This is a genomic window from Enterococcus sp. 5B3_DIV0040 (assembly GCF_002140755.1).
Lineage (GTDB): Bacteria > Bacillota > Bacilli > Lactobacillales > Enterococcaceae > Enterococcus_D > Enterococcus_D casseliflavus.
Genome location: NZ_NGLC01000001.1, coordinates 832,396 through 855,908 on the forward strand (window position 1 = coordinate 832,396; position 23,513 = coordinate 855,908).

Genomic DNA, 23,513 nt, shown 5'->3' on the forward strand with positions numbered 1-23,513 from the left:
GAAATCATGTTTTTTGCTTTTTATCGGATCATTGAACCAATCGCAGGAAAATACTTCCTAATCATTAGCGATTTAGTAGGTGTTTAAGCGGCTTCTTGTTATAATAGGAAGTAGTAGCAAAGGAGTGAGCCGATGGAAGCTGTTTTTTTCCGAAATGAACAAGAAACCCAAATTTCTTATGGTGAAACACTAGCATCGGTCATGAGAGAACAGTCGATCGAGCCGCAGCAGGTGATCATTTTGACGAATCAGCGCTATTATGACCGCTTTTCAGAAAAATTGACCCGCCTGTTTTTGCCACGAGAGGTCAATTGGTATATTTGTACCAATCAAATGTATTGCAACAACTTTAGCGAGTTTAAAGCTGCAATGGATTTCTTCGGTCGCTTTTCAAAACAAGAGCCGCTGTTGATCGTCGGTTTTGGGAATGAAGGCGTGTTGGCATTGAGCAGTTTTATCCACGCGACGTCGGTTCTGACGACACAGCTTTGGCTGATTCCCGTTTCCTTGCGGGCCTTAGCTAAAAGTGTGAAAGAAACAGCGATCGTTGTGAAAAAGCCAGATATCCCGATGCTGGAAAATCCTAATACACCCGAATTTGTTATTTACGATCAGACGATCGCAGAAAAACAGATCGATGGGAAATTGGTCGATTTTTTGACTCTGATTCGTTGTGGCGTGCTTGCCGATAGTGAGTTTTTAAAAGAGCTTTATCGAACCTATCCCAGTCATCAGGCGTTGATGAGACATTCGTTGGCTGCGTATACCGATCGGTTGATCCAACTATACCAGCAATCAGGCAGCGAATTGGAGGAGTTTGGCCAACTCTTTGCCGATGCTGCTTATCGAACGGAAAATGGGCACTTGCTGTCTGATGCGATGAAATTATTCTTTGGCTTTTTGTTTCATTTTATGTGGACCGTCCAGCAGCAGCAATTGACTGTCGATCTGCCCGTGTTCTGCCAATGGCTTGCCCGATTGGGTTTTCCTATCGAATTGCCCGAGTCTTTTTCATTAAGCGAATATTTCAGTCATGTACTGGAATTGCAGCGAAAAGAAAAAAAACTGTTATTTTTGGCAAAAGTTGGTACAATAGGGGGCAGAACAAAAATCGAGGAAAAAGATCTCGTCCAGACGATGGAGACTTATCAGCGATTAATCAATGAGATTCGAGGGGTCTAAATGGAAACATATAGTGAAAAAATGTTAAAAGCATTAGCCGCGGAAGAACTGGCTGAAGCACAATTAAATTTTACCGAAGCTCTGCAAAAAGATGATGATGAGACATTAGGCGCTTTAGGTGATGAACTATTGCAGATCGGCTTTTTGGAAGAGGCGAAAACGTTATTTGAAACCTTGCAGCAACGACATCCTGATAATGAAGCTTTGCTGCTTCCTTTAGCAGAAATTGCGATGGAAGAAGACCAGATCGAAACGGCTTTTGCCTATATTGATCAAATACCACCGACTAGTGAAGCGTATTTGCAAGCCTTGCTATTGAGTGCGGATCTTTACCAATTGATCGGTATCCCTGAAGTTAGTGAAGCCAAACTAAAAGAAGCGCAAAGCATTGTGCCAGATGAACCTTTGATACGGTTTGCCTTAGCTGAGTTAGCCTTTTCGACTGATCGCTATCAAGAAGCCGTTGACCTTTATCAAGGATTGCTGGAAGAAGAAATCACGGATATTTCGGGGATCTCGATCGTTGAACGGACTGGTACATCATTGAGTATGGCGGGCAAGTTTGAAGAGGCATTGGAATATTTTGAAGCAAGCCTAGAAGACGAACAGACCGATGAGCGTCTTTTTCAAACAGCTTTAGTCTATTTGCAGCTAAAAGAAAATGAACAAGCGATTCGCTACTTGCAGCAGTTGCGGGTCATGAATCCGCAATACCGTGCCTTGTATCTTTATCTTGCAGAAGCATTGCAAGAAGAAGAGCAGCTGGAAGAAGCGCAGCGTGTGATCGAAGAAGGGATTCATGAAGATCCATATCAAGTGGATTTTTATCATTTTGCTGCCGAGAATGCTTACCGACTTCATGACAGTGAAGCAGCAGAATCATTTTTACTAAAAGCATTGGAGACTGGTGACAAAGAAGATGATACGTTACTGACCTTAAGTAATTTATACTTGAATGAAGAGCGTTGGCAAGAAGCGATCTTGACCATCGAACGAATGGAAGACAATGAGCAGCCGCATGCCCTTTGGAATTTGGCGCAAGCGTATAATGCGCTGGAAGATTTTGACAAAGCAGCAAACTATTACGAAGAAGCCAATGCTGATTTGCACCATGAGCCAGCATTTATGAAAGAGTATGGCATTTTCTTACGTGAAGAAGGGCGTTTACCTGAAGCACTTCATTTGCTGCAACATTATTTGGCGCATGAGCCAGGTGATTTAGAAGTACAGTCGATCGTGGAGGACTTATTAGAAAGATAGGTGAGAGAAATGAACATCAATGTACAAGAAAAGAAAAAGTTTCTTAATTGGTTAGTTTCGACCGTTTCCTTCAGCCGCCGAGAAGTCTCTTGGGTGTTAAACTATCTGGCGAACCATGAAGCGATCTTGACCAATGTTCATTTTGTAGAAGGGGCAGCCGCAGCCAAACGGGGCTTGAGTGTCCGCAGTACAGAAATTGGGGGCGAACCGTTTGTCTTGAGCATCGAAGGGCAGACCTTTTATGACATTGATCAGATTTTTCATGAGATTCGCATGAATTGGAAACAACCCTTGTATCTTGAATGTCTCTTCCCAGATTCTTGGTCGCAATCCTTTTATTTAGCAGTTTTAGAAGACAATCCTTATGAACGTTGGAACGACCACTTGGATCAAGAAATGACCCAACATGTTACCCAGTATCTTGAAAAAGAAGAAACAAAAACCAAAATCGATACCTTGTATCGGCAAATCGATCTAGCCTTGGAAAATGGGGATCGTGATGCCTTCTTAGAACTTTCCGATGAAGTAAATCGACACTTGCTCCAGCAAAAAGAAGAAAGCCGTTAACAAGCAAAAAGCAGCCCTTTAACCGGGGCTGCTTTTTTCAGTCTTTATTTTGTTTTAGAAACAGCGGTTTTGCGCTGTAAGAACCGCGACTTAGGTCTTAAGTAGGTAAAGCCTTCACCTTCGACTTCATGGACATTGATGACAGAAACAAACGCTTGCGGATCAAAGTCATGAACGATGCGCTTGACTTCAGAAATCTCCCGCCCGCTGACCACCATATAAATGATTTGTTTCGACACTCTTGAGTAAGCCCCTTCGCCCTGTAAAAACGTGACGCCTCGTTCTAATTCATCCATTAAAACAGGAGCCATCTCTTCGCTGTGATTGCTGATCACTAAGATCCCTTTGGCTGAATAGCCGCCATCTAGGATCGAATCGATCACGCGCGTGAAGACATAAGAAAAAATCAAGGTATACATCATGCGGTTCAAATCTATATAAGTCAAAGAAAGCAACAGGACGAACACATCAAAGATCAAAAGCGAACGACCGATTGTCACCCCAAAGTTTTTCTCTAAAATACGTGCCAATACATCGACTCCGCCAGTCGTTCCCCCGACCTTGTAGACGATCCCACTACCGATCCCTGCAATCAAACCAGCCAAGAGCGCAACGATCAGCAGATCGTGCTGCAGATCGATCAACAGGGGAACACTCTGCCAAAATGCCAACCAAAAAGACAAACCAAAAGTTCCTAAAATCGTATACACTAATGAGCGTCGACCAAGAATTTTGCCACCGATCAAAATGATCGGAATATTTAAGATCAGTGTACTGATGGCAGGATTGATTCCCCATAAGGCTCGCAGGATCAAGGTGATCCCCGTCACACCGCCTTCTGCTAAGTCATTTGGGATATTTAGATAGACTAGACCGAAGCCATAGATACTTGTACCAAAAATAATCAAAACAATATCGCGAATCGTTCGCCATGAAAAAAATGCCCGCATCCTGTTTCCTCCGTTATTCAACTTCCACAAGTATCAATGTAGCACGAAATCATTGAATGCACAACAAATCCTGAAGGGGGCTCTATCTAGGCAGGCAGCCATTCTTTTGGTAAGATAAACGAGAAAGGGTGGAGAAAATGACAGAAAAACGTTCTTTGGCATCGATGCAAGAAGAAGTCGATGCGTATATTCAGCAATTCAAAACTGGCTATTTCAGCCCCCTCGCCCAAATGGCTCGTTTGACCGAAGAAGTCGGCGAATTGGCGCGAGAAGTGAATCACTATTACGGGGAAAAAAATAAAAAAAGCGATGAAGTTGAAAAAACAGTGGCAGAAGAGCTCGGTGATGTACTCTTTGTGACGATGATCATGGCCAATTCACTAGACATCGACCTGACTGAAGTGTTTGAGGAAAATATGGCAAAATTCAATCAGCGGGATGCGTATCGTTTTGAAAGAAAAGATGGGAAAGTAAATGAAACTGACTAAACTACCAAAAGAATTTGCAGAAGCTGCACCGCTTTTAAAAAAAATCGAAGCCGCAGGCTATGAAGCATACTTTGTCGGCGGCAGCGTGCGAGACACGATCTTAGGCCAGCCGATTCATGATGTCGATATTGCTACCAGTGCATTTCCAGCCGAAATCAAGGCGCTTTTTCCTCGAACCATTGACATTGGCATCGAGCATGGGACGGTGTTGGTTTTGTGGGAGCAGGCGCAGTATGAGATCACTACGTTTCGAACGGAAGCAGCCTATCAAGATTACCGCAGACCCGACAAAGTGGATTTTGTCCGTTCCCTGAAAGAAGATCTAAAACGGCGGGACTTTACCATCAATGCGTTGGCACTTCAAGAAGATGGTGTCATCATTGATCTTTTCGATGGTCTGGCAGATATCGATAATCAAATCTTACGAGCAGTGGGTCACCCCCAGGAACGTTTCCATGAGGACGCCCTACGAATGATGCGGGGGCTGCGTTTTGTCAGTCAATTGGGCTTTGTTTTAGAAACAGAAACATTGGCTGCTATCCATGCGAATCATGCCTTGTTGGGAAAAATCTCTGTTGAACGGATCATGATTGAATTCGTGAAATTGCTTTTAGGCAATCATCGGAACCAAGCACTACGGGCGCTAGTAGAAACCGAATGCTATATCTATTGTCCAGGCTTGCGGGAATACGGTGAGGCGTTACTGCGGATGGCAGACCTGCCAGCGATCCCATTAGAAAACGAAACGGCGGCCTGGGTTTTGCTCATTGACCAAATGGGTTTAGCGCCAGAGGCAGTCCGCAGCTTTTTAAAAGCTTGGAAATGTTCCAATGACTGCATCCGCCAAGTACACACGGCTTATCAAGCACTGCTCGCGCGTCGAAACGGCGAATGGAATGACCTAGTGTTGTATCAGTTCGGTCTAGAAGCAACCTGTTTAGCCGAAGGATTATTGCGTTATGACAATCAGCCCAACGATCCAGCAAAAATCAGTCAGCGCTATCAGCAGCTGCCGATCCATTCACTGAAGGAGTTGGCGATCAATGGACGTGATTTACTACAAACGATCGATCGTTCTTCTGGTCCGTGGCTCAAAGAAGTCTTGACCGCTGCCGAAGCTGCAGTCATCACACGAAAAATCCCTAATGAACAAGAAGCACTATTAGCGTTTGTCCAAGCGTATTTAGCAAAGGAGGGATAACTGAAAAATGGAAAGCAAAAAAGAATTTATCGTGGGACAGCAAGACACTGCGGCTGTTTTGGGTTCTGGGGAATTAGACGTTTTAGCAACCCCACGATTGGTAGCAATGGTGGAAAACACCTGTTGGGAAGCCCTTGAGCCTACTTTAGATAAAGGGTTTACTACCGTCGGTACAAAGTTTTCGATCAATCATTTGAAGCCTTCACCAGTTGGAGCGACAATCACAGTTCTTGTGCAGTGGGAAAAAGAACAGGGGCTCCAATTTCATTATCAGGTAATAGACGCGAAACAACAGATCATTGCCAATGGGACGCATCAACGAGCAGCAGTGGAAATCTCTCGGTTCATGAAAAAAGTCAACGAAAAACAAAGTTAATTTGTGTCCCGATGGCGACTATGTGTTAGAATTAAAGTGTATTACTAATAAAAAGGAGCGTTTTGTCATGGCTAGAGAAATGAAAGCTTTAAAATTTTATTTCCGTAATGGAGAAACATGGACGATTGAGCGCCGTTACATCGGTGACTTGTGGATCAAACAAATCACGACCAGTTTTGGCCGCATCCACGGAAGCGAATTTGTTGAGATTCATCCATGTGCTGGGTTCAAAATTGAAATCTTCCAAGAAGGCGATCATGTGGCAACGCATGACATCAACTTAGGTGGGCTTGAATTAGGGATGTTTGCCCGTGCGTTGAAATATGAAGATATCGAACGGATGGAAATTCTTTACCGTAACGGTACACCGGATCTTGTGTATTTCCCATATAAGGACAAAGATACGGAAGGATTGGATAACGTATACCAATCAACAAAAATCAGTGAGAAAACGAAGAGCCTTTATATCGTGATCGACCCGAACCAGACAGTCGATGATGTTTATAAAGAACATTTCGAAGAATAAGAAAAACGCAGAACCAGCTGGTTCTGCGTTTTTTTTAGAATGATTCTTGGAACATATCCGTATACTTTTTTAATAAAAGATAATCTTCGGCATATTCATCTTTTAAAACGATCGTATCGCCAAAGAAACTCTTACGCGCATGTTGGATGATACGATGCTGAATATCTTTTTCTAAAAGGTAATCGATCTCAGACTGTTTCAGGTTTTGTGCAGCAGTCGCCCGATTCTTTTCTAAATATTGCAGCAAATCGTACTCAAGGTGTCCCGCACCGTTGATGACTCGTTTGTATTCGATTTTGTCAATTTTCATCTGCTCACACTCCTTGCTATTAAAGTACCTTAGAAAAGAACAAAGGGGGAGGTGGGCGAATCGAAATTACATAAATCTTTAAAAAATGGACCGTTTGTTAATGTTATCTTAAGATTTGTCAGCAAAAAGGAAAGAAAAACGAATCAAGTGCCAGTATTTTTCGAACCATCAGCAAACGGTTCTTTTTCCTTTTGCTGATGGACGGGTCCTATATTAGCGATCCCATCTAGACCACCGGCATGTCCGCCGACTAATTTGCTGCGAGCAATGGCGCGAGCGCCTTCCATTCGGCTTGTGGCATGAACGATCGAAGTGAAGCCATATTTCTCACGAATCTTATCGATGATCAAATCTAATTTACGCTGGCGCAACTGCGTTTCTGCTTGCTCAAAAAGATCCAACTGGACATTTTCTGTATAAACCAATTTTGAATAGGTAATACCAATGTGGCGAACGACTTGCCCCGTATAAAATTTTCGAAAGAGAAACAGGCAATGAGCGACAAGTTTGCGGGTATTGTCAGTTGGCGGAATCTTCATTTGTCGGGAAAAACCAGAGGCAGTTTCACCAAAGGCTACGCCGATGTAAACATTGATACAAGCGGTCTGACAATGATGACGGCGAATCCGAGCGGCAACTTGCTCCGCCATTTCCTTGATGACGATTTCGATTTCTTCTTGTAAATAATAATTGCGATGTAGGACTTGGCTATTGCCGTAGCTTTTTTCCATCACTTGTGGTGTCGGTTCAGATAAAATCGTGCGATCAATGCCATGGGCGTGATGATAGAGCTGCTCGCCAATGATCCCCATGCGACTGCGTAAAAGATCAGGACTGGCGTGAGCCAATTGCTCGATCGTTTCAATCCCCATCATGTGAAGTCGTTTTTCTGTACGCCGACCGATCCCCCAGAACTCTGTCATAGGGGCGATCTGCCAAACTTTTGTCGGTACATCGTCATAGGTCCATTCAGCGATCAAGGAACGATTGTGTTTGGATTCGTTATCTAAAGCTAGTTTTGCTAACAATGGATTGTCGCCAATGCCGATGGTGACATACAATTTCGTTGTTTCGTAAATGTCTTTTTGAATTTGCTGGGCAATCAACCAACGTTTTTCTTCGCGAGAGATCGTTTTATCGGGAATGAAAAGATCCAATGTACGGGTCAGATCCATCATCGTTTCGTCGATCGAATAGAGCAGCAAGTCGTCTTGTCCAACATATTTGCGAAAGACATTATTGACTTTGGTGTTTTCTTTGATATAAAAACTCATACGCGGCGATGCTTTGTACAAATCGGGATGTGTCGGCAGGTTGTCATTGCGAGTCACATTTGAAATCCCCAATACCGATTTTGCCTTTGGGGAAGCTGCTAAGACTAAGCCGTTACCAGTATTGTCAGAATGTGACATGACGACCAGCATCGCTTGGATAGGATCTAACCCGCGAGAGATGCATTCGACAGAAGCATAAAAACTTTTGACATCGATAAATAAGATATCGCGTTTTGGCTCGAGCGCATAATTAAAACCACCCATTTTTATCACTCCTTACCGAGATTATACGAACGTTTGTTCTTTTTTGTCAAGCGAACAGGAGTGGATGAGGGGGATTTGTTTTTTTATAGAGAGATTATTTTTGTTTTATAATGATGGGAAACATTGGTTTATAAGGAATACATTCATTTCAGACTATCAGAATTCGATTGGACATAAATACGGGGTTTTGTCTTTTTACCCGAAAAACGGATAAAAAAACAGCCGCTCCATTGGACCGACTGTCGTAGCTTAAATCAATTTTCGGCAGGTAGGGTTGCAAACAAACTTAAGAGATTGCCGTCTATATCTTTGACAATGGCATAGCGTTGCCCCCAAAAGGCAGACCAAGGTTCTTTGAAAGACTGATACCCGGCAGCAACGACTTTTGCATGAAGGGCATCAACTTCTTCAGGAGAATCACATAAAAAGGCTAATTCAATCGTATCACCCACAGTCATTGGTGCATGTCCGTAGATCCCAGCAACCATCTGGCGGCTATTCAAGGAGATGCGAACCCCGTCGTTTGCTAATTCCATATAATCTTCTGAGTGCTGACCTAATGGCGTGAAGCCAAGTACTTGATAAAAAGCCAGTGCCTGTTCCATGTTTTTTGTGATAATACCGACCATATCTAGTTTCATTGTTTTCTTCCTTTCATGTGGGCGTTCTTTACATAACAGTCAATGCAGTTGCTAGCAATGAAGATCACCTCGTTTTTGTCAGACGGTAATGGTGCAACCGTTCAGCCAACGTACCAGTATGCAATTCAAATAAATGGTTGTCATCGTCATAAAAATAAATAGAAGCACCTTCGCCTTTGCTGCGGGAACGATCTTTTTCGATCTTCAATCCTAGTCCTTGGATGCGCGTAATCAAGGAATCGATTCGAGCTTGATCGATTTTAAAGGCAATATGGTTATACGTTTTCGGCAGCTTCTGGGAGGCATCCTCCATGACAGCAAGCCATAAGCCATCGATCAAAAAGAATTTTTCTGGGAAGTAAGAATGGGCCTGATCTTGACTATCATAAACTTCCTCTGCATCAAACAATGTTTCCAGCATCGTTGTCGTCTTTGCTAAATTCTGTACGATCAACGTGATATGGGAAATCTCCATCGCATCAACACTCCTTTGCTATGACGAAATAGGGGAAAGAGAAACAATCAGTATCAAAAGAAGCATTATGTTAGTGATTGTGAAATACCAAGAGGAAGAGCAGAACATAAAACAGTGCATCTGTTGCGCAAGGAATAAGTTTCTTCTTGTATTTTGTCCAAAAGAAGACATTTATTAAGAAGAGGACAATCACCGTCGGTAGGCTAAAGGTCCAAGCAGGGTGTTTGATGAAAATGAAAAGCATATTTCCAATAAGTGCAAAAAGAAAAGCGCCATAAAACAGACGATAGTTACTAGGTAGATACGCAAAATTACCAAGCATGGGTTCACCTCCTATAGGCAGTATAGCATGAAAGGGTCGATCGGAGATCAAAGTATACAGAAAAGGTGGCAACGGGAGAGAGCGGCTTCATATTATGGTTATTGCCAAAATCATCTCGCGCATAATCGCGGGAGAGATACTGCAAAAAATTTCGGAAAATAAAGCTGCCGCTTAATCGCCCCTGAAATCTTTGTTGCTGCTCATGCGTTCTCCTGATGCTTATTCAAAAAAGCAGCAATACATTCACTAAGTGAATTTGGCTACTGCCTGCTCTTTTTTATGATGGACAAAGAGAGACAATAAAACGATGAAAAGAATAGTTACTCGAGGTGTTCCAGGAGAAGCTTTTCTGAGCAATTTAGGCAAAGGATCGGCGCGTTTATCAGTGCTAATTCTTTTCTGGGTTTTAGTTGGTAAGCAGAAGCTTTCGGCGGAAACGGCCATTTTGTCCAAACGACTTCCCCTGTGTCGATCACTTTTTTGCAATGGTTGCAACGAAACTCTTTTCCTTCTTTGTTAAACATTTAATTTCTCCTTTTTTCTATACATTAAAATTTATTTTTGTGACTTTACAAAGAATTGGCTTAAAAGTCCAAAGAAGAGAAGTCAAGAAGCAGCTAAAACAAAGAGCAATCAAGGAGACGATGCAATTACTATCTAAGTTTGAAAGAACAAGGGCTAATAGAAGGGGAGTTCCATTCAAAACCATCACCTCAAAGCTAGTTTTTACAAAAAAAGAAGTTCGCAAACGCCTTGGTTATCAGCGTTTGCGAACTTCTTAAATAGCATTATTTTGTTTCGCGGTGTAAAGTAACTTTTCTTTCACGTGGGCAATATTTTTTCTTTTCCAAACGATCAGGATTGTTACGTTTGTTTTTGTTTGATAAGTAGTTGCGTTCTTTACAAGAAGTGCACTCTAATGTGATGTTTACGCGCATGATTTTCCCCCCTAACGATACAAGAATCCTCTAAGAAATCTCTCAGACTAAAATATAATAGCATGTTTCGTGAGGGAATGCTAGCTTTTTCCTGAAATTTGTTAAGTAGTTTTACTTGACGAATTTCTTGAAACGCATTAGTCCAATTTGCTCTGGATATCTTCGATCATTTTGGTGTAGGCGATCGGACCGTTGTAGAGCCAGCTTGATTCAGGGCCGAATTCCCATAAATGATTGTTTTTGACTGCATCAAGATTTTGCCAGACTTGTTCACTGAAAAAATCAGCGCCTTTATCACTATTCACTAAAATCAGGTAATCGGCATCCAATTCTGCTAATTTTTCCAGAGAAACGGCAGACCAATCAGCAGTGGCACTTTCACTGATTTCCGAAACCAGTGCGGGAACTTCAAACCCGAGTTCGTGATACAGCAGCTGACCGCTTGATTTTGTTTCTGAAACCATGAAGACAGAATTATTGACCACCCATAATACAGCGATCGACTTGCCTTGGATTTGATCAGCGTACGTTTCCTTGGTAGCAGCGACTAAGTCATCATAATCAGCTTCTACCTGGGCAGCTTGCTCTTCTTTGTGTAACACCTTTGCGATATCTGTCAGACGTTCCCGCCAGGTCACGTCTTCGCCATTTGTGACCACATAGGTCGGCACGATTTTACTGTATTGATCATATTTGTCGCCTTCCACCATGGAATTGCTATCCATCAGCAGCAGGTCTGGCTCAAAGCTCAAGACATCTTCAAAGGGCAGATCGTAGTTGATCCTTGGAACCTCCGCCAGTTTGTCTTGCAAGTATGCTTGATCACTGTCATTGCCGACGGTCCATTGAGCAACCGGTGTTACCCCTAAAGAGACTAAATAATCTTCCAAATAACTACCAATCACCCGCTGTGGGTTTTCGGGAACAGTGACTTCATTTCCCATCGCATCGGTAAAGGTTGTTGCTATTTCTGAAGAAGTAGTGGCCGATCCACTGCTATCCGTTGAGTCATTATTCGTGCTGCAAGCACCCAGTAGGGTAAGGGAGCAGGCAGCTAGCAGGGTAAGCCAAGTACTTCTTTTTGACCATTGTTTCATAGAAACACTTCCTCCTTTGTTACATGTTGAGCACTTATTATTTTAATTGAGAATAGTTCTCATTTGCTGATAGCTATTATCACGAAGAAACGCTCCTTTGTCAATCTTATTTTTTTATTTCCTTTTTTTAGAACTATTGACGAATAGTAGGATTACATTCATAATTGATAAGCATTATCAATCATTTATTTTGGGGACGAATATGGCGAAATTACGAACAGTTGACTTGAGTGTCGGCTATCAAAAACAAAAAATTGTGCAAAATCTAACAATTGAGATGCCAGAAGGGAAAATCATCGGCTTGATTGGTCCGAACGGCAGTGGGAAATCGACGTTTTTAAAGGCACTTGCCCGAATTTTACAGCCATTGTCTGGTGAGGTCCTTTTAGATGCACAAAACCTGCAAAACATCAAAACCAAAGAAGTAGCGAAAAAGATTGCGCTGCTCTCACAAGTTAGCGATTCATCGATTGGCTTGACGATTCGCGAAATTGTTTCTTATGGTCGTTTTCCCTATCAAAAAGGACTAAATAGTTTATCGGAACAAGATCTTGCGGCGATCGACTGGTCCTTGCAGGCAACGGGTTTGACAGCACTAGCAGATGAAACGATCAGCACGCTGTCAGGGGGACAAAAACAGCGCGTTTGGATCGCCATGGCACTTGCGCAAGATACGGATATCGTGATTTTAGATGAACCAACGACCTTTTTAGATCCAGCGCATCAATTAGAAATTTTGCTCTTATTACAGCAAATCAATAAAACCTACGGAAAAACGATCATTATGTCGATTCATGACCTGAATCATGCCTCGCGTTTTTCTGATTATATTTATGCATTAAAAGGTGGAGAACTGTTGGTCTCTGGTACACCAGAAACAGTGCTGACCAAAGAGTGGCTGCAGCGTTTGTTTGAGATCGACGCCATGTTAGGTACCTTTCCTCATAGCACAAAGCCATTGGTCTTGACCTATGAGTTAGGAGCCCAAGCATGAAAAAGTTTTCTTGGTTGCTGCTGCTTTTTAGCGGCTGCTTTATTATCTGTTTCTTTTTGGCGATCACCCAAGGCGCTGCAGACCTTTCCTTTGAAACGATCTGGGATGCTATCTTTGCTTTTGATTATGAGAATCAGCTGCATCAAGTCTTGCGCAATATTCGATTGCCCCGTGTGTTGGCTGCTTTTCTAGTAGGAAGTTGTTTTGCTGTTACGGGAGCTATCATGCAGGGAATTACGAAAAACGCTCTGGCAGATGGCGGTCTTTTAGGTGTCAACAGTGGGGCTGCGATGGGATTAGCGATCGCATTTATCCTATTTCCTAGTATTCAACCGAGTCAAGCGGCGCTATTTTCGTTTTTTGGTGCCTTTGCGGCAACTGCGCTGCTTTTTTTACTGACTCGCTATGCCAAATTGGGTATGTCACCTACAGGTTTGATTTTGGCTGGTGTGGCACTAAGTTCTTTTTTCTCAGCTATCAGTCAGACCCTGTCACTGCAATTTGATTTAAATCAAGAGCTAGCCTTTTGGTTTATCGGTGGTGCCGCAAATGTGACTTGGCAGCAACTGCGTTTTGTGGGCCCCATCTATCTGATTGCCATCGTTTTTGTGCTACGTCTAGGAAAAGCGTTGAATCTGTTAGCGCTAGGAGATGACACCGTCATTTCATTAGGCAAGCACCCGCATCTGATTCGGGCATCTGCCTTACTGTTAGTCGTAGTTTTGGCGGGAATGGCGGTTTCGCTTGTTGGACCGGTCAGTTTTGTCGGCTTAATGGTTCCTCATGTCGTGCGGGGAATGGTGGGCAAAAACTATCAACTGATTTTGCCTTTGACGATTCTTGGAGGGGGAACACTGGTGATGGCCGCTGATCTGGCTGGCCGCCTGATCAATCCGCCCTTTGAGACACCCTTTGGGATACTGATGGCATTGATTGGTGTGCCTTTTCTATTGATCAAGATACGGAGGGAAGGCTGATGAAAAAAACACTCTCTGTTTTTTTCCTACTGCTGATGGTCGCTTTTTTAGGAAGTGTCATGGTGGGAAAAACAATTTTATCCTTTCAGGCATTAGGGGAAATCTTTCAAGGAACGGCATCTTCGAGCCAAGTACTGACTTTTACTGAGTTTCGACTACCACGGGCTTGTCTAGCGCTGATCGCTGGTGGTGCCTTTGGTTTTTCTGGGTTTGTCTTGCAAGGAGTAACGAGAAATGAGTTGGCTGATGCAAGTATCGTAGGAATCAACAATGGGGCAGGGCTCTTTGTGATGATCTACTTAGGTTTTTATACCCAAGGATCGCAGCTTTTGCCTGTCGTTGGGATCATCGGTGGTTTATTAGCTGCTGTACTGGTCTATTTGATTGCCTATAAGCACCGCCAATTGTTATCGATGGAGCGAGTACTGCTGGCGGGAATCGCCGTCAATGCAGGGCTGGCGGCGGCTACCTTACTCTTTACGGTGGAATTATCAAAAGACCGCTATCGCTTTGTAACAGCGTGGCTTTCTGGTTCGATTTGGGGAACTTCTTGGCAGCAAATCACCAGTCTGCTTCCTTGGGTCATCGTATTGTCTGCCGCAGCTTTCTGGACCGTACCAAGGCTTAACTTACTTGGCTTTGGCGAGGAGCAGGCAATTAGCTTAGGGGTTTCTTTGACCCGTTTGCGGACGTGGTTTTTAGTGATCGCGGTTGGTTTGGCTGCCAGTACGGTTGGCTATACTGGTAATTTAGCCTTTGTGGGCTTATTGGCGCCTCATATCGCTAAGGGACTCATCGGCAGAGAATCTCGCAGTGCCTTTTTCTTAGCGGGAATGATCGGCAGTCTGCTAGTCTTAGTCAGTGATACGATCGGTCGTTTGCTATTGACAAGCGGCGAGATCCCAGCTGGTATCATCATTTCTATCGTGGGGGCACCGTACTTTGTCTTTTTGCTGATCCGACGTAAAGAAGGATGAGCAACTAGTCATGATCTTGTCAAGAAATCTGCGATTCTAGTTTGCTATTTGGACACAGTTTTTGGTACTATTTCTGAGAGGAGTGATCCAATGGAAAAACCAGTCATTAGAGAGCACATGATCCAAACATTAAAACAAATGCCAATCAAACAAAAGCAGCAGAAAGAAACGCTGATTTTGCAGTTGCTGTTTTCTTCTCAGATTTGGCAAACAGCTGAGTCAGTAGGTGTGATCCGTTCGTTGCCATTTGAATTTGATACAGCGGCTATTTTTGCTAAAGGATTTGAACAAAACAAACGAATCGCAGTGCCGAAAGCACAACAGAAAAAATTGCAGTTTTATCATGTGGAGCCGACAACACGTTATGAAGCGTCGGCATTTGGAGTTGAAGAGCCGATCAGTGAGCAAGAAGCCCATCACTTGGATTTGCTGATTGTTCCCGGTTTGGCGTTTTCTAAAAACGGCTATCGCATCGGCTTTGGCGGTGGCTATTATGATCGTTTCTTGTCAGCTTTCGATGGCAAGACCGTTTCTTTGGTCTTCGGAGAGCAATTCAACGATCAATGGACACCAGATGTATTCGACATCCCAATCGATAAAATCTATACGGATTCTCTTATTCGCACGTAAAGGAGCACGTCAATGAATTCTCAAATGAAAAGATGGCTGAATCAGCCGGTCTTCACGTATCTGTTTTTAGCTATCCAAACAATTGTGTTTATCTTAGGTTATTTTAGTCCCTCTATTCAATCAGGCGGGGTGATGTTTGGTCCGTTTGTCGTTTATTTAAATGAATATTGGCGTTTCGTTACCCCGATCTTTCTACATTTCGGTTTGGCTCATTTTGCGATCAATTCTGTGATTCTGTATTATATGGGGCAGCAAGTAGAAGCCATCTATGGTCATAGCCGTTTTTTTGCCTTATATTTGCTAAGCGGCATCATGGGCAATACCATGAGTTTTGCCTTCAACCAAATAGGGGTTCAATCAGCAGGCGCTAGTACTTCTTTATTCGGACTTTTCGGGGCATTTTTGATTTTAGGTTGGCATTTTAGAAATGATTACCGCATCCAAGCAATGGTACGGCAATTTGCCCTATTCGTTGGATTGAACCTGGTTTTTGGGGTGTTTGATCAAACGATCGATATGTGGGGACACATTGGGGGGATCCTCGGTGGGTTATTGTTAGGGAATCTTTTGGCATTGCCAAAGAACTATGGAAAATATTCGATACACACCAGAATCCTCTCTGGCGTACTCTTTGTTTTCTTATTGGCTATTTTTGTGATATATGGTTTTAAAAAATATTAATTACTTGTATAATAAGCAGGAAGTGGTTAAATGGAAACGTTATATGACGTACAACAATTACTGAAACAATTTGGTGTTTACGTATATGTCGGCAAGCGGATCTACGATATAGAACTGATGCAAATCGAGCTGAAAAACTTTTATGACAGTCGCTTGATAGATCGGGATGTATATCTGACTGCCCGGCGAATTCTTACGCGGGAGCATCGAATTGAAGAAAGCCGGGAGGAAAACAAGTGATGGACAAAAAAATCATCGGAATTGATTTAGGCGGAACAACGGTGAAATTCGCTATTTTAACGAGCGAAGGCGAGATTCAGCAAAAATGGAGTATTGACACCAATATTCTTGATGAAGGCTCACATATTGTGCCAGAAATCGTGGCATCGATCAATCATCGCCTAGAATTATATGGCTTACAGCCAGAAGCATTTATCGGTATTGGTATGGGGACACCAGGAAGTGTCGATCGTGACAAAGGAACCGTCATCGGTGCCTACAATCTGAACTGGAAAACACTTCAGCCAGTCAAAGAACTGATTGAAAAAGGCACAAAAATCCCCTTTGCCATCGATAACGATGCCAATGTAGCAGCTTTAGGTGAGCGCTGGAAAGGGGCAGGGGATAACAATCCTGATGTCATCTTTATCACACTAGGTACAGGTGTTGGCGGCGGTATCATCATGGAAGGGCAATTGCTTCATGGGGTTGCTGGTTGTGCTGGAGAAATCGGTCATATCACTGTTGATCCTGAAGGGTTTGAATGTACTTGCGGCAAACGTGGTTGTTTAGAAACGGTTTCTAGTGCGACGGGTGTTGTGCGAGTTGCTCGACAGTTGGCAGAAGAATATGCTGGCGATTCGGCATTGAAACAGCAGCTGGACAATGGGGAAGATGTTTCAAGTAAAGATATTTTTGAAGCGGCTCAAGCAAACGATCCATTTGGCTTGATGGTCGTTGATAAAGTGTGCTTCTACCTTGGGTTGGCATGCGGAAATTTAGGAAACACATTAAATCCATCAAGTATCGTTTTAGGTGGAGGCGTATCAGCAGCCGGTGAATTTTTACGTGAACGGGTTGCTGCCTACTTTGCTCAGTTTACCTTCCCACAGGTAACGGAAAGTACCGAAATCAAATTGGCAGAACTTGGGAATGATGCCGGTGTGATCGGGGCAGCATCATTAGCTTTGCAATTTGCAGCAAAAGCTTAGATGCCAAGCTGCTAGGCAATGATACATTCAAGCAGCATAAATCAAAAAAAGAATGATTGTTACAATAGAGAGGAATAGAAGAAATGACACCAATTATGTGGCTAAACTTGGTTTTGGGATTAATCATCTTAGCAATCGCTTTGAACTGGGCGTATTTTCAAATCATGGGACGCCGTTCAGCAACGATCATCTCAGAAGATGAATTCAAAGCAGGAATGAAGAAAGCCCAAGTGATCGATGTTCGGGAAAAAAATGAGTTTGACAGTGGACATATTTTAGGGGCGCGTAATATTCCCTTTACTGTTTTAACCAATTCCTTCAGCGCATTTCGTAAAGATCAACCGATTTACTTATATGACACGCGTAAATCGTTGAGTATTCGCGCAGCGAATAAATTACGTAAAGAAGGCTTTACCAATGTCTATATCCTAAAAGAAGGATATGAAGGCTGGAGCGGCAAGACGAAAAAGAAAAATAGTTTATAAAACAGAGAACTCAAGGCAAAAGAACACAAGCAAATTTGAATGAGTGACGAAACACCAAACGGAGTGTTTCAAGTAAGTCATTGTTCAATTTACATTGTGGGCTTTTGCCTTTATTTGAACTTAGGTCTATCAATAAGGAGAGTGTGCGTTGATCAAGCGAAAAAGAATTTATGAAGCGGCGGAAACGACAGATGGCTATCGGGTATTGGTGGATCGCATCTGGCCTAGAGGGATGAAAAAGGAAACAGCTCAGATCGATCTATGGATCAAAGCAGTCGCACCAAGTACTGAATTGCGCAAATGGTTTGGGCATGATCCTGAACGTTTTGATGCGTTTAAAGACCGCTATCTACAAGAATTAGAGAAAGCGCCCGCAAAAGTTGCCCTGGCACAGTTAAACGCGTTGGTTGCTGAACAAGAGACCGTTACCTTACTATACGGAGCGAAAAATGAAGAACAAAATCAAGCCGTGATTTTGCAGGACTTACTGGAGAAGGAAGAATGATTACCTAAAAGAGCCGCCAGCCTATTGAAGGCTGACGGCTCTTTTGTAGCAAATGATTAACGGGCAACGCTTTTACGCATCGCACGTTTCCGTTTTTCATCATGATCCGCTTGTTGTTCATCAATTGGATCAATCACTTGTTTCTTGACCGTCATAACAACACTTGCAGCTGCAGCAACCGTTGCGACTGTTCCTACTAAAAATCCTGAAAGAAATCGTTTCATCATTAAACACCTCGCCTTTAGTTATATGTTCATTATGAATGAAAACGGAAAAAATATCAAAAAAAATCACTTTTGGGATTGAAAACGCTTGAAATAATTTAGTAAATATTTTACAATAAGTTTACTAAAAAGAAAGTGGGAGTGAGAGAAATGGAGCAATTGCAACAGATATTTATTGATAAATTTGGAACAGAAGGCACAGGCATGTATTTTGCACCAGGGAGAATCAACTTGATCGGTGAACACACGGATTACAATGGCGGTTATGTTTTCCCGGCGGCGATCACATTAGGGACGTATGCAGTAGCGCGAAAACGTGAAGACCAGTTGATCCAACTCTATTCAGAGAACTTTCCAGAAAAAGGCGTGATCTCCTTTTCGTTAGATGAGCTGGATTACCGAAAAGAAGATGATTGGACAAACTATCCGAAAGGAGTCGTTCGTTTTCTAAAAGAAGCGGGGCAAGTGATCGATCGAGGCTTTGACATCGCTTTTTATGGCAACATTCCGAATGGCGCAGGTCTTTCTTCTTCGGCATCGATTGAATTGCTGACGGGGGTTTGTCTAAAAGATCTCTTTGATTTAACCCTGACGACCTTGGACTTAGTTAAAATTGGCAAAAAAGTCGAAAATGAGTTTATTGGCGTTAACTCAGGGATCATGGATCAATTTGCGATCGGAATGGGTCAAAAAGACCATGCATTGCTTTTAGATACGAACACGTTAAATTATGAAGTCGTACCAGCGGCATTTGGCGATTATGTCGTAGCGATCATGAATACCAATAAGCGACGCGAATTGGCTGATTCTAAATACAATGAACGACGTGCAGAATGTGAAGAAGCATTGGCTCGTTTGCAAAAATCATTAGCCATTGATTCATTGGGCGCATTAGACGAAGCAACCTTTTTTGCAAATACAGCATTGATCGATGATCCACGCTTGATCAAACGGGCGAAACATGCGGTGACGGAAAACCAACGGACATTGAAAGCAAAAGCTGCTTTGACTGCTGGTGATCTTGAAGAATTCGGCCAGTTATTAAATGCCTCTCATGCTTCATTGCGAGATGATTATGAAGTGACAGGGCATGAACTAGATACACTAGTCGCAGCCGCTCAAGCGCACCCTGCTGTTCTAGGTGCGCGGATGACGGGTGCGGGCTTTGGCGGTTGCGGGATCGCATTGGTCAAAGCAAGTGAATGGGCTGATTTCGAAGCGTCAGTCAAAGCAGCCTATTTAGCAGAAATCGGCTACGCAACCGACATTTATCAAGCAAGTATTGATGATGGTGCACGAAAACTGTAGAATAAGAAACGATGAAGGAATGAAGAAAGAAGGCTGAAAATATGGCGATTTTAGTATTAGGAGGAGCCGGCTATATCGGTTCTCATGCAGTCGATCAATTGATCGAACAAGGAAAACAAGTCGTTGTCGTTGACAATTTGCTGACAGGACATCGCCAAGCGATCCATCCAGCAGCAACCTTTTATGAAGGAGATATTCGCGACAAAGCATTTTTACAATCGGTATTTGAAAAAGAAACGATCGATGGCGTGATTCACTTTGCTGCCAGTTCTTTGGTGGGAGAATCTGTGGAAAAACCATTGAAGTATTTCAACAATAATGTGTATGGGATGCAGGTCCTCTTAGAAGTGATGAAGGAACATCAAGTGAAACATATCGTCTTTTCCTCTACAGCAGCAACTTATGGGGAACCTGACCATAGTCCAATCACGGAAGAAACCCCAACAAATCCTAAAAATCCATATGGCGAAAGCAAGTTGATCATGGAAAAAATGATGCGTTGGTGCGATGAAGCTTATGGAATGAAGTATGTCGCATTGCGTTATTTCAATGTGGCTGGCGCGAAGTCGGATGCTTCGATTGGTGAAGACCATGATCCAGAAACACACTTAGTACCGATCATCTTGCAAGCTGCTTTAGGACAACGTAAAGAGGTAGCGATTTTTGGGGAGGATTACGATACTCCAGATGGTACTTGTGTCCGCGATTATGTCCATGTCGAAGATCTGATCGCTGCTCACCTGTTGGCATTAGAATATTTACAAAAAGGCAATGAGAGCAATGTCTTCAATTTAGGCAGCAATCATGGGTACTCTGTGAAAGAAATGGTGGAAGCTGCTCGCAATGTAACGAAAAAAGAGATCCCAGCCAGAGTGGCGCCTCGCCGTGCCGGTGATCCAAGTACCTTAGTGGCATCGAGTGAAAAAGCACGAAAGGTTTTAGGCTGGAAACCAGTCTATACCGACGTCGAAGCAATCATCGAGACTGCTTGGAATTGGCATGTCAGCCATCCAAATGGGTATCAAGGGCAGGAGGAATAACCAATGACGATCAGCCAAACAATCAGCGATTTCGTCACTTTAGCAATCAAGGCTGGCGGCTGGATGGAAATGGATCGTATTTATTTGCAAAACCGAGTACTAGCCATGATCGGGGAAGCTGTTTTTGAGCCCAGCGAAATTCGTTCTGTCGATCGGTCCTCCATTGATTTGATGGACGAGCTGGTGGCATGCGCTTTAAGCAATCAGCAAATTGGCGATTCTCACGCAGAAAGAGAAATCTTTGAAGCCCAGTTGATGGACTTTTTGACGCCACCGCCTTCAGTAGTCAATGCTTTTTTTGCGCAGCATTATGCCAATGATCCTAAAGAAGCGACGGATTATTTCTTTGAGCTGTGCCGTCAAAATGATTACATCAAGACTCGGGCCATCGCAAAGAATATCGTGTTCCCAGTTGATACCGAATATGGGGAGATCGAGATCACGATCAATTTATCAAAACCTGAAAAAGATCCCAAGCAAATAGCGAAAGAAGGAGCTGCTGCTTCTTCTGTAGATTATCCGAAATGTATGTTGTGTTTGGAAAATGAAGGCTACCAAGGACGAGTCAATTATCCAGCGCGGACCAACCATCGGATCATCCGTATGAATTTGGATAATGAAGCATGGGGCTTTCAATATTCGCCCTATGCCTACTACAAAGAGCATTCGATTTTTCTCTCTTTAGACCATCGTCCTATGAAAATCAATTTGCAAACCTTCGCTCGCTTGTTGCAGATCATTGAAGTGATGCCGCATTATTTTGTCGGGTCCAATGCCGATCTGCCGATCGTTGGGGGTTCGATCTTGTCTCATGACCATTATCAAGGAGGACGGCACACGTTTGCCATGGCAAAAGCGCCGATCGAGCAACGCTTTTCTTTAACTGGTTTTCCTGATGTCGCTGCGGGGATCGTGAAGTGGCCAATGTCGGTGATACGACTACAAGCGAAAAACAAACAAAAATTAGCCGCTGCTTGCCAATATGTGTTAGCCCAATGGCAACAGTACTCAGATCCAAGTGTTTCGATCAATGCCTTTTCAGAAGATGGAACGCCTCATCATACGGTGACACCGATCGCACGTAAGCAAGGAGAGCTGTTTGAAATGGACTTAGTCTTGCGGGATAATAATGTTTCCAAAGAACATCCTGACGGCATTTTTCATCCGCATCAAGAAGTGCAGCATATCAAAAAAGAAAATATCGGATTGATTGAAGTCATGGGCTTGGCAGTTCTCCCGCCGCGTTTAGCTCCGGAACTAGAAGAAGTGACTGCTTATCTATTGGATCAGCCCAATCAAATCGCGGCATACCATATTCCTTGGGCAGATGCGATCAAAGCCCAGCACCCAGAATGCAATGCCGAAAACGTGTCGCAGATTTTACGTAATGCATTAGGGGAAGTCTTTACACAAGTATTGACGCATGCAGGCGTCTTCAAGCGAGACCAGACAGGGCAAGCGGCCTTTGCTCGCTTTATAGCTACTTTATAAAAAAGTTCCCCGCAAAAAAAGGAGGCTGGAAGATGGCAACGATCAAAGATATTGCACAACAGGCTGGCGTCTCGCCAGCCACTGTATCACGGGTGCTGAATTACGATTCAGAATTATCGGTCAGTTCTGAAACCAAAGAGAAAATTTTTAAAGCCGCAGAAGCACTCAATTACACAAAACATAAAAAAAAGAGTCAGCCAGAAACCAGTAGTATGCGCTTGATCCAATGGTTTGATACCGAGGAAGAATTAGCAGATCTTTACTATTTAGCGATCCGTATCGGGATTGAAAACAAAACCGAAGAATTAGGGATTCGTTTGCTGAAAGAACCCTACGAAGGATTGACTGATACCGCAGTCGATGGAACGATTGCACTAGGGAAATTTGATGATCACCAGATTCGACAATTGAAAAAAAGCCAAGCCAATTTGTTGATGGTCGATTTTGACGCATTGGCTCAGGGCGTCAATTCTCTGGTGGTGGACTTTCAACAAGCGGTGGATTTAGTGATCGATGACTTTATTGCAAAAGGCCACCAAAGGATCGGCTTGTTATCAGGCGTTGAGTTTACCAAGGATCATCACCAAGAAATCGAAGACCCTCGGCGCCGAATTTTTGAGGAACGGCTCCGTCGGTTGAAGCTGCACCACCCGCAATATCACCTCAGCGCACCGTTTACAGTAGAGGGCGGTTATGAGGCGATGAAAGAGTATTTGCAGCAAAACAAAGAGTTGCCAAGTGCTTTATTTGCTTCCAGTGATGCCTTAGCGATTGGCGCTATGCGTGCTTTGCAAGAAAAAAACATCAAGATTCCTGAGGAGATCGCAATTATCGGCTTCAACGATGTCAGTGTTGCAAAGTACGTCTTTCCGACGCTGTCAACCATCAAAGTTCATACGGAATGGTTGGGGGAGCTGGCAGTGACGACCTTGCTGGATATCATTACGAATGCAGCACCCGTTCCTCGCAAAGTTACGATCGCAACGGAACTGATCACGCGCCAATCCTCCTAGCAACCAGTTGAATCACCGAAGGATGTCCTTACACACGTCAACTGAGTTTTAATGGAATAACAAAAAATGACTATCGTCTTACCCGAACCTTTAAACAGCCTCGTCG

General features: G+C 43.3%; 31 protein-coding genes. 21 read left to right on the plus strand and 10 right to left on the minus strand.

The annotated features are described in order from the left end of the window. Positions 1–132: 132 nt before the first annotated feature. From A5883_RS04110 to A5883_RS04120, 3 genes are read left to right on the plus strand one after another with little or no spacing between them, the layout of a single operon-like run. The gene (locus A5883_RS04110) at positions 133–1,182 is read left to right on the plus strand and encodes a hypothetical protein (RefSeq protein WP_086338035.1); all 1,050 of its coding nucleotides are present in this window, start codon (positions 133–135) and stop codon (positions 1,180–1,182) included. Then, on the plus strand, positions 1,183–2,442 hold the full coding sequence (locus A5883_RS04115) for a tetratricopeptide repeat protein (protein ID WP_005229356.1): 1,260 nt from the start codon (positions 1,183–1,185) through the stop codon (positions 2,440–2,442). Positions 2,443–2,451: 9 nt separating this feature from the next. Beyond that, the gene (locus tag A5883_RS04120; protein WP_005229358.1) at positions 2,452–3,009 is read left to right on the plus strand and encodes a YpiB family protein; all 558 of its coding nucleotides are present in this window, start codon (positions 2,452–2,454) and stop codon (positions 3,007–3,009) included. A gap of 44 nt (positions 3,010–3,053) precedes the next feature. On the opposite strand, the gene A5883_RS04125 is transcribed toward A5883_RS04120, so the two are convergent. Beyond that, the gene (locus A5883_RS04125; protein ID WP_010749295.1) at positions 3,054–3,959 is read right to left on the minus strand and encodes a YitT family protein; all 906 of its coding nucleotides are present in this window, start codon (positions 3,957–3,959) and stop codon (positions 3,054–3,056) included. A gap of 137 nt (positions 3,960–4,096) precedes the next feature. Here A5883_RS04125 and A5883_RS04130 point away from each other — a divergent pair, with 137 nt between their 5' ends. From A5883_RS04130 to A5883_RS04145, 4 genes are all read left to right on the plus strand, one after another. Continuing rightward, on the plus strand, positions 4,097–4,447 hold the full coding sequence (locus A5883_RS04130; protein WP_005231912.1) for a nucleotide pyrophosphohydrolase: 351 nt from the start codon (positions 4,097–4,099) through the stop codon (positions 4,445–4,447). Continuing rightward, positions 4,434–5,648, plus strand: coding sequence for a CCA tRNA nucleotidyltransferase (locus A5883_RS04135; RefSeq protein WP_086338036.1), 1,215 nt, complete (start codon positions 4,434–4,436; stop codon positions 5,646–5,648). The genes A5883_RS04130 and A5883_RS04135 overlap by 14 nt, the downstream gene beginning before the upstream one ends. Positions 5,649–5,655: 7 nt before the next feature. Continuing rightward, a complete protein-coding gene (locus A5883_RS04140; RefSeq protein ID WP_086338037.1) occupies positions 5,656–6,024 on the plus strand; it encodes a thioesterase family protein in 369 nt (122 codons plus the stop codon). Between the two features lie 67 nt (positions 6,025–6,091). Next, positions 6,092–6,550, plus strand: a complete 459-nt coding sequence (locus A5883_RS04145) for a hypothetical protein (protein WP_005229368.1) — start codon at positions 6,092–6,094, stop codon at positions 6,548–6,550. A 34-nt stretch (positions 6,551–6,584) separates the two neighbouring features. On the opposite strand, the gene A5883_RS04150 is transcribed toward A5883_RS04145, so the two are convergent. From A5883_RS04150 to A5883_RS19095, 6 genes are all read right to left on the minus strand, one after another. Beyond that, positions 6,585–6,860 carry a hypothetical protein gene (locus A5883_RS04150; protein ID WP_005229370.1) on the minus strand — a complete coding sequence of 92 codons (276 nt, stop codon included), beginning with the start codon at positions 6,858–6,860 and terminating at the stop codon, positions 6,585–6,587. A 143-nt stretch (positions 6,861–7,003) separates the two neighbouring features. Further along, positions 7,004–8,398, minus strand: coding sequence for a Y-family DNA polymerase (locus A5883_RS04155; protein WP_074933091.1), 1,395 nt, complete (start codon positions 8,396–8,398; stop codon positions 7,004–7,006). Between the two features lie 254 nt (positions 8,399–8,652). Continuing rightward, entirely contained in the window at positions 8,653–9,039 is a 387-nt protein-coding gene (locus tag A5883_RS04160; protein ID WP_086338038.1) for a VOC family protein, read from the minus strand. Between the two features lie 64 nt (positions 9,040–9,103). Then, the gene (gene fosX, locus A5883_RS04165; RefSeq protein WP_086338039.1) at positions 9,104–9,514 is read right to left on the minus strand and encodes a FosX/FosE/FosI family fosfomycin resistance hydrolase; all 411 of its coding nucleotides are present in this window, start codon (positions 9,512–9,514) and stop codon (positions 9,104–9,106) included. 70 nt (positions 9,515–9,584) lie between these two features. Beyond that, on the minus strand, positions 9,585–9,836 hold the full coding sequence (locus tag A5883_RS04170) for a hypothetical protein (RefSeq protein ID WP_061053913.1): 252 nt from the start codon (positions 9,834–9,836) through the stop codon (positions 9,585–9,587). A 246-nt stretch (positions 9,837–10,082) separates the two neighbouring features. Next, positions 10,083–10,289, minus strand: coding sequence for a hypothetical protein (locus A5883_RS19095; RefSeq protein ID WP_172462577.1), 207 nt, complete (start codon positions 10,287–10,289; stop codon positions 10,083–10,085). A gap of 32 nt (positions 10,290–10,321) precedes the next feature. On the opposite strand from A5883_RS19095, the gene A5883_RS19360 reads away from it, so the two are divergent. Then, positions 10,322–10,618, plus strand: a complete 297-nt coding sequence (locus A5883_RS19360) for a hypothetical protein (protein WP_217809233.1) — start codon at positions 10,322–10,324, stop codon at positions 10,616–10,618. Between the two features lie 6 nt (positions 10,619–10,624). Here the strand turns inward: A5883_RS19360 and rpmG are convergent, their stop codons facing one another. After that, the gene (gene rpmG / locus A5883_RS04180; protein ID WP_005229384.1) at positions 10,625–10,774 is read right to left on the minus strand and encodes a 50S ribosomal protein L33; all 150 of its coding nucleotides are present in this window, start codon (positions 10,772–10,774) and stop codon (positions 10,625–10,627) included. Between the two features lie 137 nt (positions 10,775–10,911). Further along, the gene (locus tag A5883_RS04185) at positions 10,912–11,871 is read right to left on the minus strand and encodes an ABC transporter substrate-binding protein (RefSeq protein WP_086338040.1); all 960 of its coding nucleotides are present in this window, start codon (positions 11,869–11,871) and stop codon (positions 10,912–10,914) included. Positions 11,872–12,073: 202 nt separating this feature from the next. On the opposite strand from A5883_RS04185, the gene A5883_RS04190 reads away from it, so the two are divergent. The 9 genes from A5883_RS04190 to A5883_RS04230 all read left to right on the plus strand — a co-directional run bounded on the left by A5883_RS04190 (position 12,074) and on the right by A5883_RS04230 (position 18,331). Then, a complete protein-coding gene (locus A5883_RS04190) occupies positions 12,074–12,865 on the plus strand; it encodes an ABC transporter ATP-binding protein (RefSeq protein WP_086338041.1) in 792 nt (263 codons plus the stop codon). Beyond that, positions 12,862–13,842, plus strand: a complete 981-nt coding sequence (locus tag A5883_RS04195) for a FecCD family ABC transporter permease (protein ID WP_086338042.1) — start codon at positions 12,862–12,864, stop codon at positions 13,840–13,842. The genes A5883_RS04190 and A5883_RS04195 overlap by 4 nt, the downstream gene beginning before the upstream one ends. After that, the gene (locus A5883_RS04200; protein ID WP_074536665.1) at positions 13,842–14,819 is read left to right on the plus strand and encodes a FecCD family ABC transporter permease; all 978 of its coding nucleotides are present in this window, start codon (positions 13,842–13,844) and stop codon (positions 14,817–14,819) included. The genes A5883_RS04195 and A5883_RS04200 overlap by 1 nt, the downstream gene beginning before the upstream one ends. 90 nt (positions 14,820–14,909) lie before the next feature. After that, a complete protein-coding gene (locus tag A5883_RS04205) occupies positions 14,910–15,449 on the plus strand; it encodes a 5-formyltetrahydrofolate cyclo-ligase (RefSeq protein WP_010749307.1) in 540 nt (179 codons plus the stop codon). A 12-nt stretch (positions 15,450–15,461) separates the two neighbouring features. After that, positions 15,462–16,130, plus strand: coding sequence for a rhomboid family intramembrane serine protease (locus tag A5883_RS04210; RefSeq protein ID WP_005229393.1), 669 nt, complete (start codon positions 15,462–15,464; stop codon positions 16,128–16,130). A gap of 30 nt (positions 16,131–16,160) precedes the next feature. Then, the gene (locus A5883_RS04215; RefSeq protein ID WP_005229394.1) at positions 16,161–16,370 is read left to right on the plus strand and encodes a YqgQ family protein; all 210 of its coding nucleotides are present in this window, start codon (positions 16,161–16,163) and stop codon (positions 16,368–16,370) included. After that, positions 16,370–17,341: an ROK family glucokinase gene (locus A5883_RS04220; RefSeq protein WP_005229395.1), complete on the plus strand. Its 972-nt coding sequence runs from the start codon at positions 16,370–16,372 to the stop codon at positions 17,339–17,341. The genes A5883_RS04215 and A5883_RS04220 overlap by 1 nt, the downstream gene beginning before the upstream one ends. 83 nt (positions 17,342–17,424) lie before the next feature. After that, positions 17,425–17,826 carry a rhodanese-like domain-containing protein gene (locus A5883_RS04225; RefSeq protein WP_005229396.1) on the plus strand — a complete coding sequence of 134 codons (402 nt, stop codon included), beginning with the start codon at positions 17,425–17,427 and terminating at the stop codon, positions 17,824–17,826. Positions 17,827–17,974: 148 nt separating this feature from the next. Beyond that, a complete protein-coding gene (locus A5883_RS04230; protein ID WP_086338043.1) occupies positions 17,975–18,331 on the plus strand; it encodes a DUF488 domain-containing protein in 357 nt (118 codons plus the stop codon). A gap of 56 nt (positions 18,332–18,387) precedes the next feature. Here the strand turns inward: A5883_RS04230 and A5883_RS04235 are convergent, their stop codons facing one another. Next, a complete protein-coding gene (locus A5883_RS04235) occupies positions 18,388–18,555 on the minus strand; it encodes a DUF3042 family protein (protein ID WP_017144401.1) in 168 nt (55 codons plus the stop codon). A 150-nt stretch (positions 18,556–18,705) separates the two neighbouring features. Between A5883_RS04235 and A5883_RS04240 the strand changes: the two genes are divergently transcribed. From A5883_RS04240 to A5883_RS04255, 4 genes are read left to right on the plus strand one after another with little or no spacing between them, the layout of a single operon-like run. Beyond that, positions 18,706–19,863 (plus strand): galactokinase, encoded by a 1,158-nt coding sequence (locus A5883_RS04240; RefSeq protein WP_010749309.1) that lies wholly within the window; start codon positions 18,706–18,708, stop codon positions 19,861–19,863. 41 nt (positions 19,864–19,904) lie between these two features. Further along, a complete protein-coding gene (gene galE, locus A5883_RS04245; protein ID WP_005229400.1) occupies positions 19,905–20,903 on the plus strand; it encodes a UDP-glucose 4-epimerase GalE in 999 nt (332 codons plus the stop codon). Positions 20,904–20,906: 3 nt separating this feature from the next. Continuing rightward, positions 20,907–22,394: a UDP-glucose--hexose-1-phosphate uridylyltransferase gene (gene galT, locus A5883_RS04250; RefSeq protein WP_086338044.1), complete on the plus strand. Its 1,488-nt coding sequence runs from the start codon at positions 20,907–20,909 to the stop codon at positions 22,392–22,394. Positions 22,395–22,426: 32 nt separating this feature from the next. Next, complete coding sequence (locus A5883_RS04255) at positions 22,427–23,407, plus strand: LacI family DNA-binding transcriptional regulator (protein ID WP_005229404.1); 981 nt, start codon at positions 22,427–22,429, stop codon at positions 23,405–23,407. Positions 23,408–23,513: the final 106 nt, after the last annotated feature.

What these genes read in the sequence shown, in the direction of transcription:
- A5883_RS04110 (WP_086338035.1), top strand. Translation starts at nt 133, where the DNA reads ATGGAAGCTGTTTTTTTCCGAAATGAACAAGAAACCCAAATTTCTTAT.
- A5883_RS04115 (WP_005229356.1), top strand. Translation starts at nt 1,183, where the DNA reads ATGGAAACATATAGTGAAAAAATGTTAAAAGCATTAGCCGCGGAAGAA.
- A5883_RS04120 (WP_005229358.1), top strand. Translation starts at nt 2,452, where the DNA reads ATGAACATCAATGTACAAGAAAAGAAAAAGTTTCTTAATTGGTTAGTT.
- A5883_RS04125 (WP_010749295.1), bottom strand. Translation starts at nt 3,959, where the DNA reads ATGCGGGCATTTTTTTCATGGCGAACGATTCGCGATATTGTTTTGATT.
- A5883_RS04130 (WP_005231912.1), top strand. Translation starts at nt 4,097, where the DNA reads ATGACAGAAAAACGTTCTTTGGCATCGATGCAAGAAGAAGTCGATGCG.
- A5883_RS04135 (WP_086338036.1), top strand. Translation starts at nt 4,434, where the DNA reads ATGAAACTGACTAAACTACCAAAAGAATTTGCAGAAGCTGCACCGCTT.
- A5883_RS04140 (WP_086338037.1), top strand. Translation starts at nt 5,656, where the DNA reads ATGGAAAGCAAAAAAGAATTTATCGTGGGACAGCAAGACACTGCGGCT.
- A5883_RS04145 (WP_005229368.1), top strand. Translation starts at nt 6,092, where the DNA reads ATGGCTAGAGAAATGAAAGCTTTAAAATTTTATTTCCGTAATGGAGAA.
- A5883_RS04150 (WP_005229370.1), bottom strand. Translation starts at nt 6,860, where the DNA reads ATGAAAATTGACAAAATCGAATACAAACGAGTCATCAACGGTGCGGGA.
- A5883_RS04155 (WP_074933091.1), bottom strand. Translation starts at nt 8,398, where the DNA reads ATGGGTGGTTTTAATTATGCGCTCGAGCCAAAACGCGATATCTTATTT.
- A5883_RS04160 (WP_086338038.1), bottom strand. Translation starts at nt 9,039, where the DNA reads ATGAAACTAGATATGGTCGGTATTATCACAAAAAACATGGAACAGGCA.
- fosX (WP_086338039.1), bottom strand. Translation starts at nt 9,514, where the DNA reads ATGGAGATTTCCCATATCACGTTGATCGTACAGAATTTAGCAAAGACG.
- A5883_RS04170 (WP_061053913.1), bottom strand. Translation starts at nt 9,836, where the DNA reads ATGCTTGGTAATTTTGCGTATCTACCTAGTAACTATCGTCTGTTTTAT.
- A5883_RS19360 (WP_217809233.1), top strand. Translation starts at nt 10,322, where the DNA reads ATGGTTGCAACGAAACTCTTTTCCTTCTTTGTTAAACATTTAATTTCT.
- rpmG (WP_005229384.1), bottom strand. Translation starts at nt 10,774, where the DNA reads ATGCGCGTAAACATCACATTAGAGTGCACTTCTTGTAAAGAACGCAAC.
- A5883_RS04185 (WP_086338040.1), bottom strand. Translation starts at nt 11,871, where the DNA reads ATGAAACAATGGTCAAAAAGAAGTACTTGGCTTACCCTGCTAGCTGCC.
- A5883_RS04190 (WP_086338041.1), top strand. Translation starts at nt 12,074, where the DNA reads ATGGCGAAATTACGAACAGTTGACTTGAGTGTCGGCTATCAAAAACAA.
- A5883_RS04195 (WP_086338042.1), top strand. Translation starts at nt 12,862, where the DNA reads ATGAAAAAGTTTTCTTGGTTGCTGCTGCTTTTTAGCGGCTGCTTTATT.
- A5883_RS04200 (WP_074536665.1), top strand. Translation starts at nt 13,842, where the DNA reads ATGAAAAAAACACTCTCTGTTTTTTTCCTACTGCTGATGGTCGCTTTT.
- A5883_RS04205 (WP_010749307.1), top strand. Translation starts at nt 14,910, where the DNA reads ATGGAAAAACCAGTCATTAGAGAGCACATGATCCAAACATTAAAACAA.
- A5883_RS04210 (WP_005229393.1), top strand. Translation starts at nt 15,462, where the DNA reads ATGAATTCTCAAATGAAAAGATGGCTGAATCAGCCGGTCTTCACGTAT.
- A5883_RS04215 (WP_005229394.1), top strand. Translation starts at nt 16,161, where the DNA reads ATGGAAACGTTATATGACGTACAACAATTACTGAAACAATTTGGTGTT.
- A5883_RS04220 (WP_005229395.1), top strand. Translation starts at nt 16,370, where the DNA reads ATGGACAAAAAAATCATCGGAATTGATTTAGGCGGAACAACGGTGAAA.
- A5883_RS04225 (WP_005229396.1), top strand. Translation starts at nt 17,425, where the DNA reads ATGACACCAATTATGTGGCTAAACTTGGTTTTGGGATTAATCATCTTA.
- A5883_RS04235 (WP_017144401.1), bottom strand. Translation starts at nt 18,555, where the DNA reads ATGAAACGATTTCTTTCAGGATTTTTAGTAGGAACAGTCGCAACGGTT.
- A5883_RS04240 (WP_010749309.1), top strand. Translation starts at nt 18,706, where the DNA reads ATGGAGCAATTGCAACAGATATTTATTGATAAATTTGGAACAGAAGGC.
- galE (WP_005229400.1), top strand. Translation starts at nt 19,905, where the DNA reads ATGGCGATTTTAGTATTAGGAGGAGCCGGCTATATCGGTTCTCATGCA.
- galT (WP_086338044.1), top strand. Translation starts at nt 20,907, where the DNA reads ATGACGATCAGCCAAACAATCAGCGATTTCGTCACTTTAGCAATCAAG.
- A5883_RS04255 (WP_005229404.1), top strand. Translation starts at nt 22,427, where the DNA reads ATGGCAACGATCAAAGATATTGCACAACAGGCTGGCGTCTCGCCAGCC.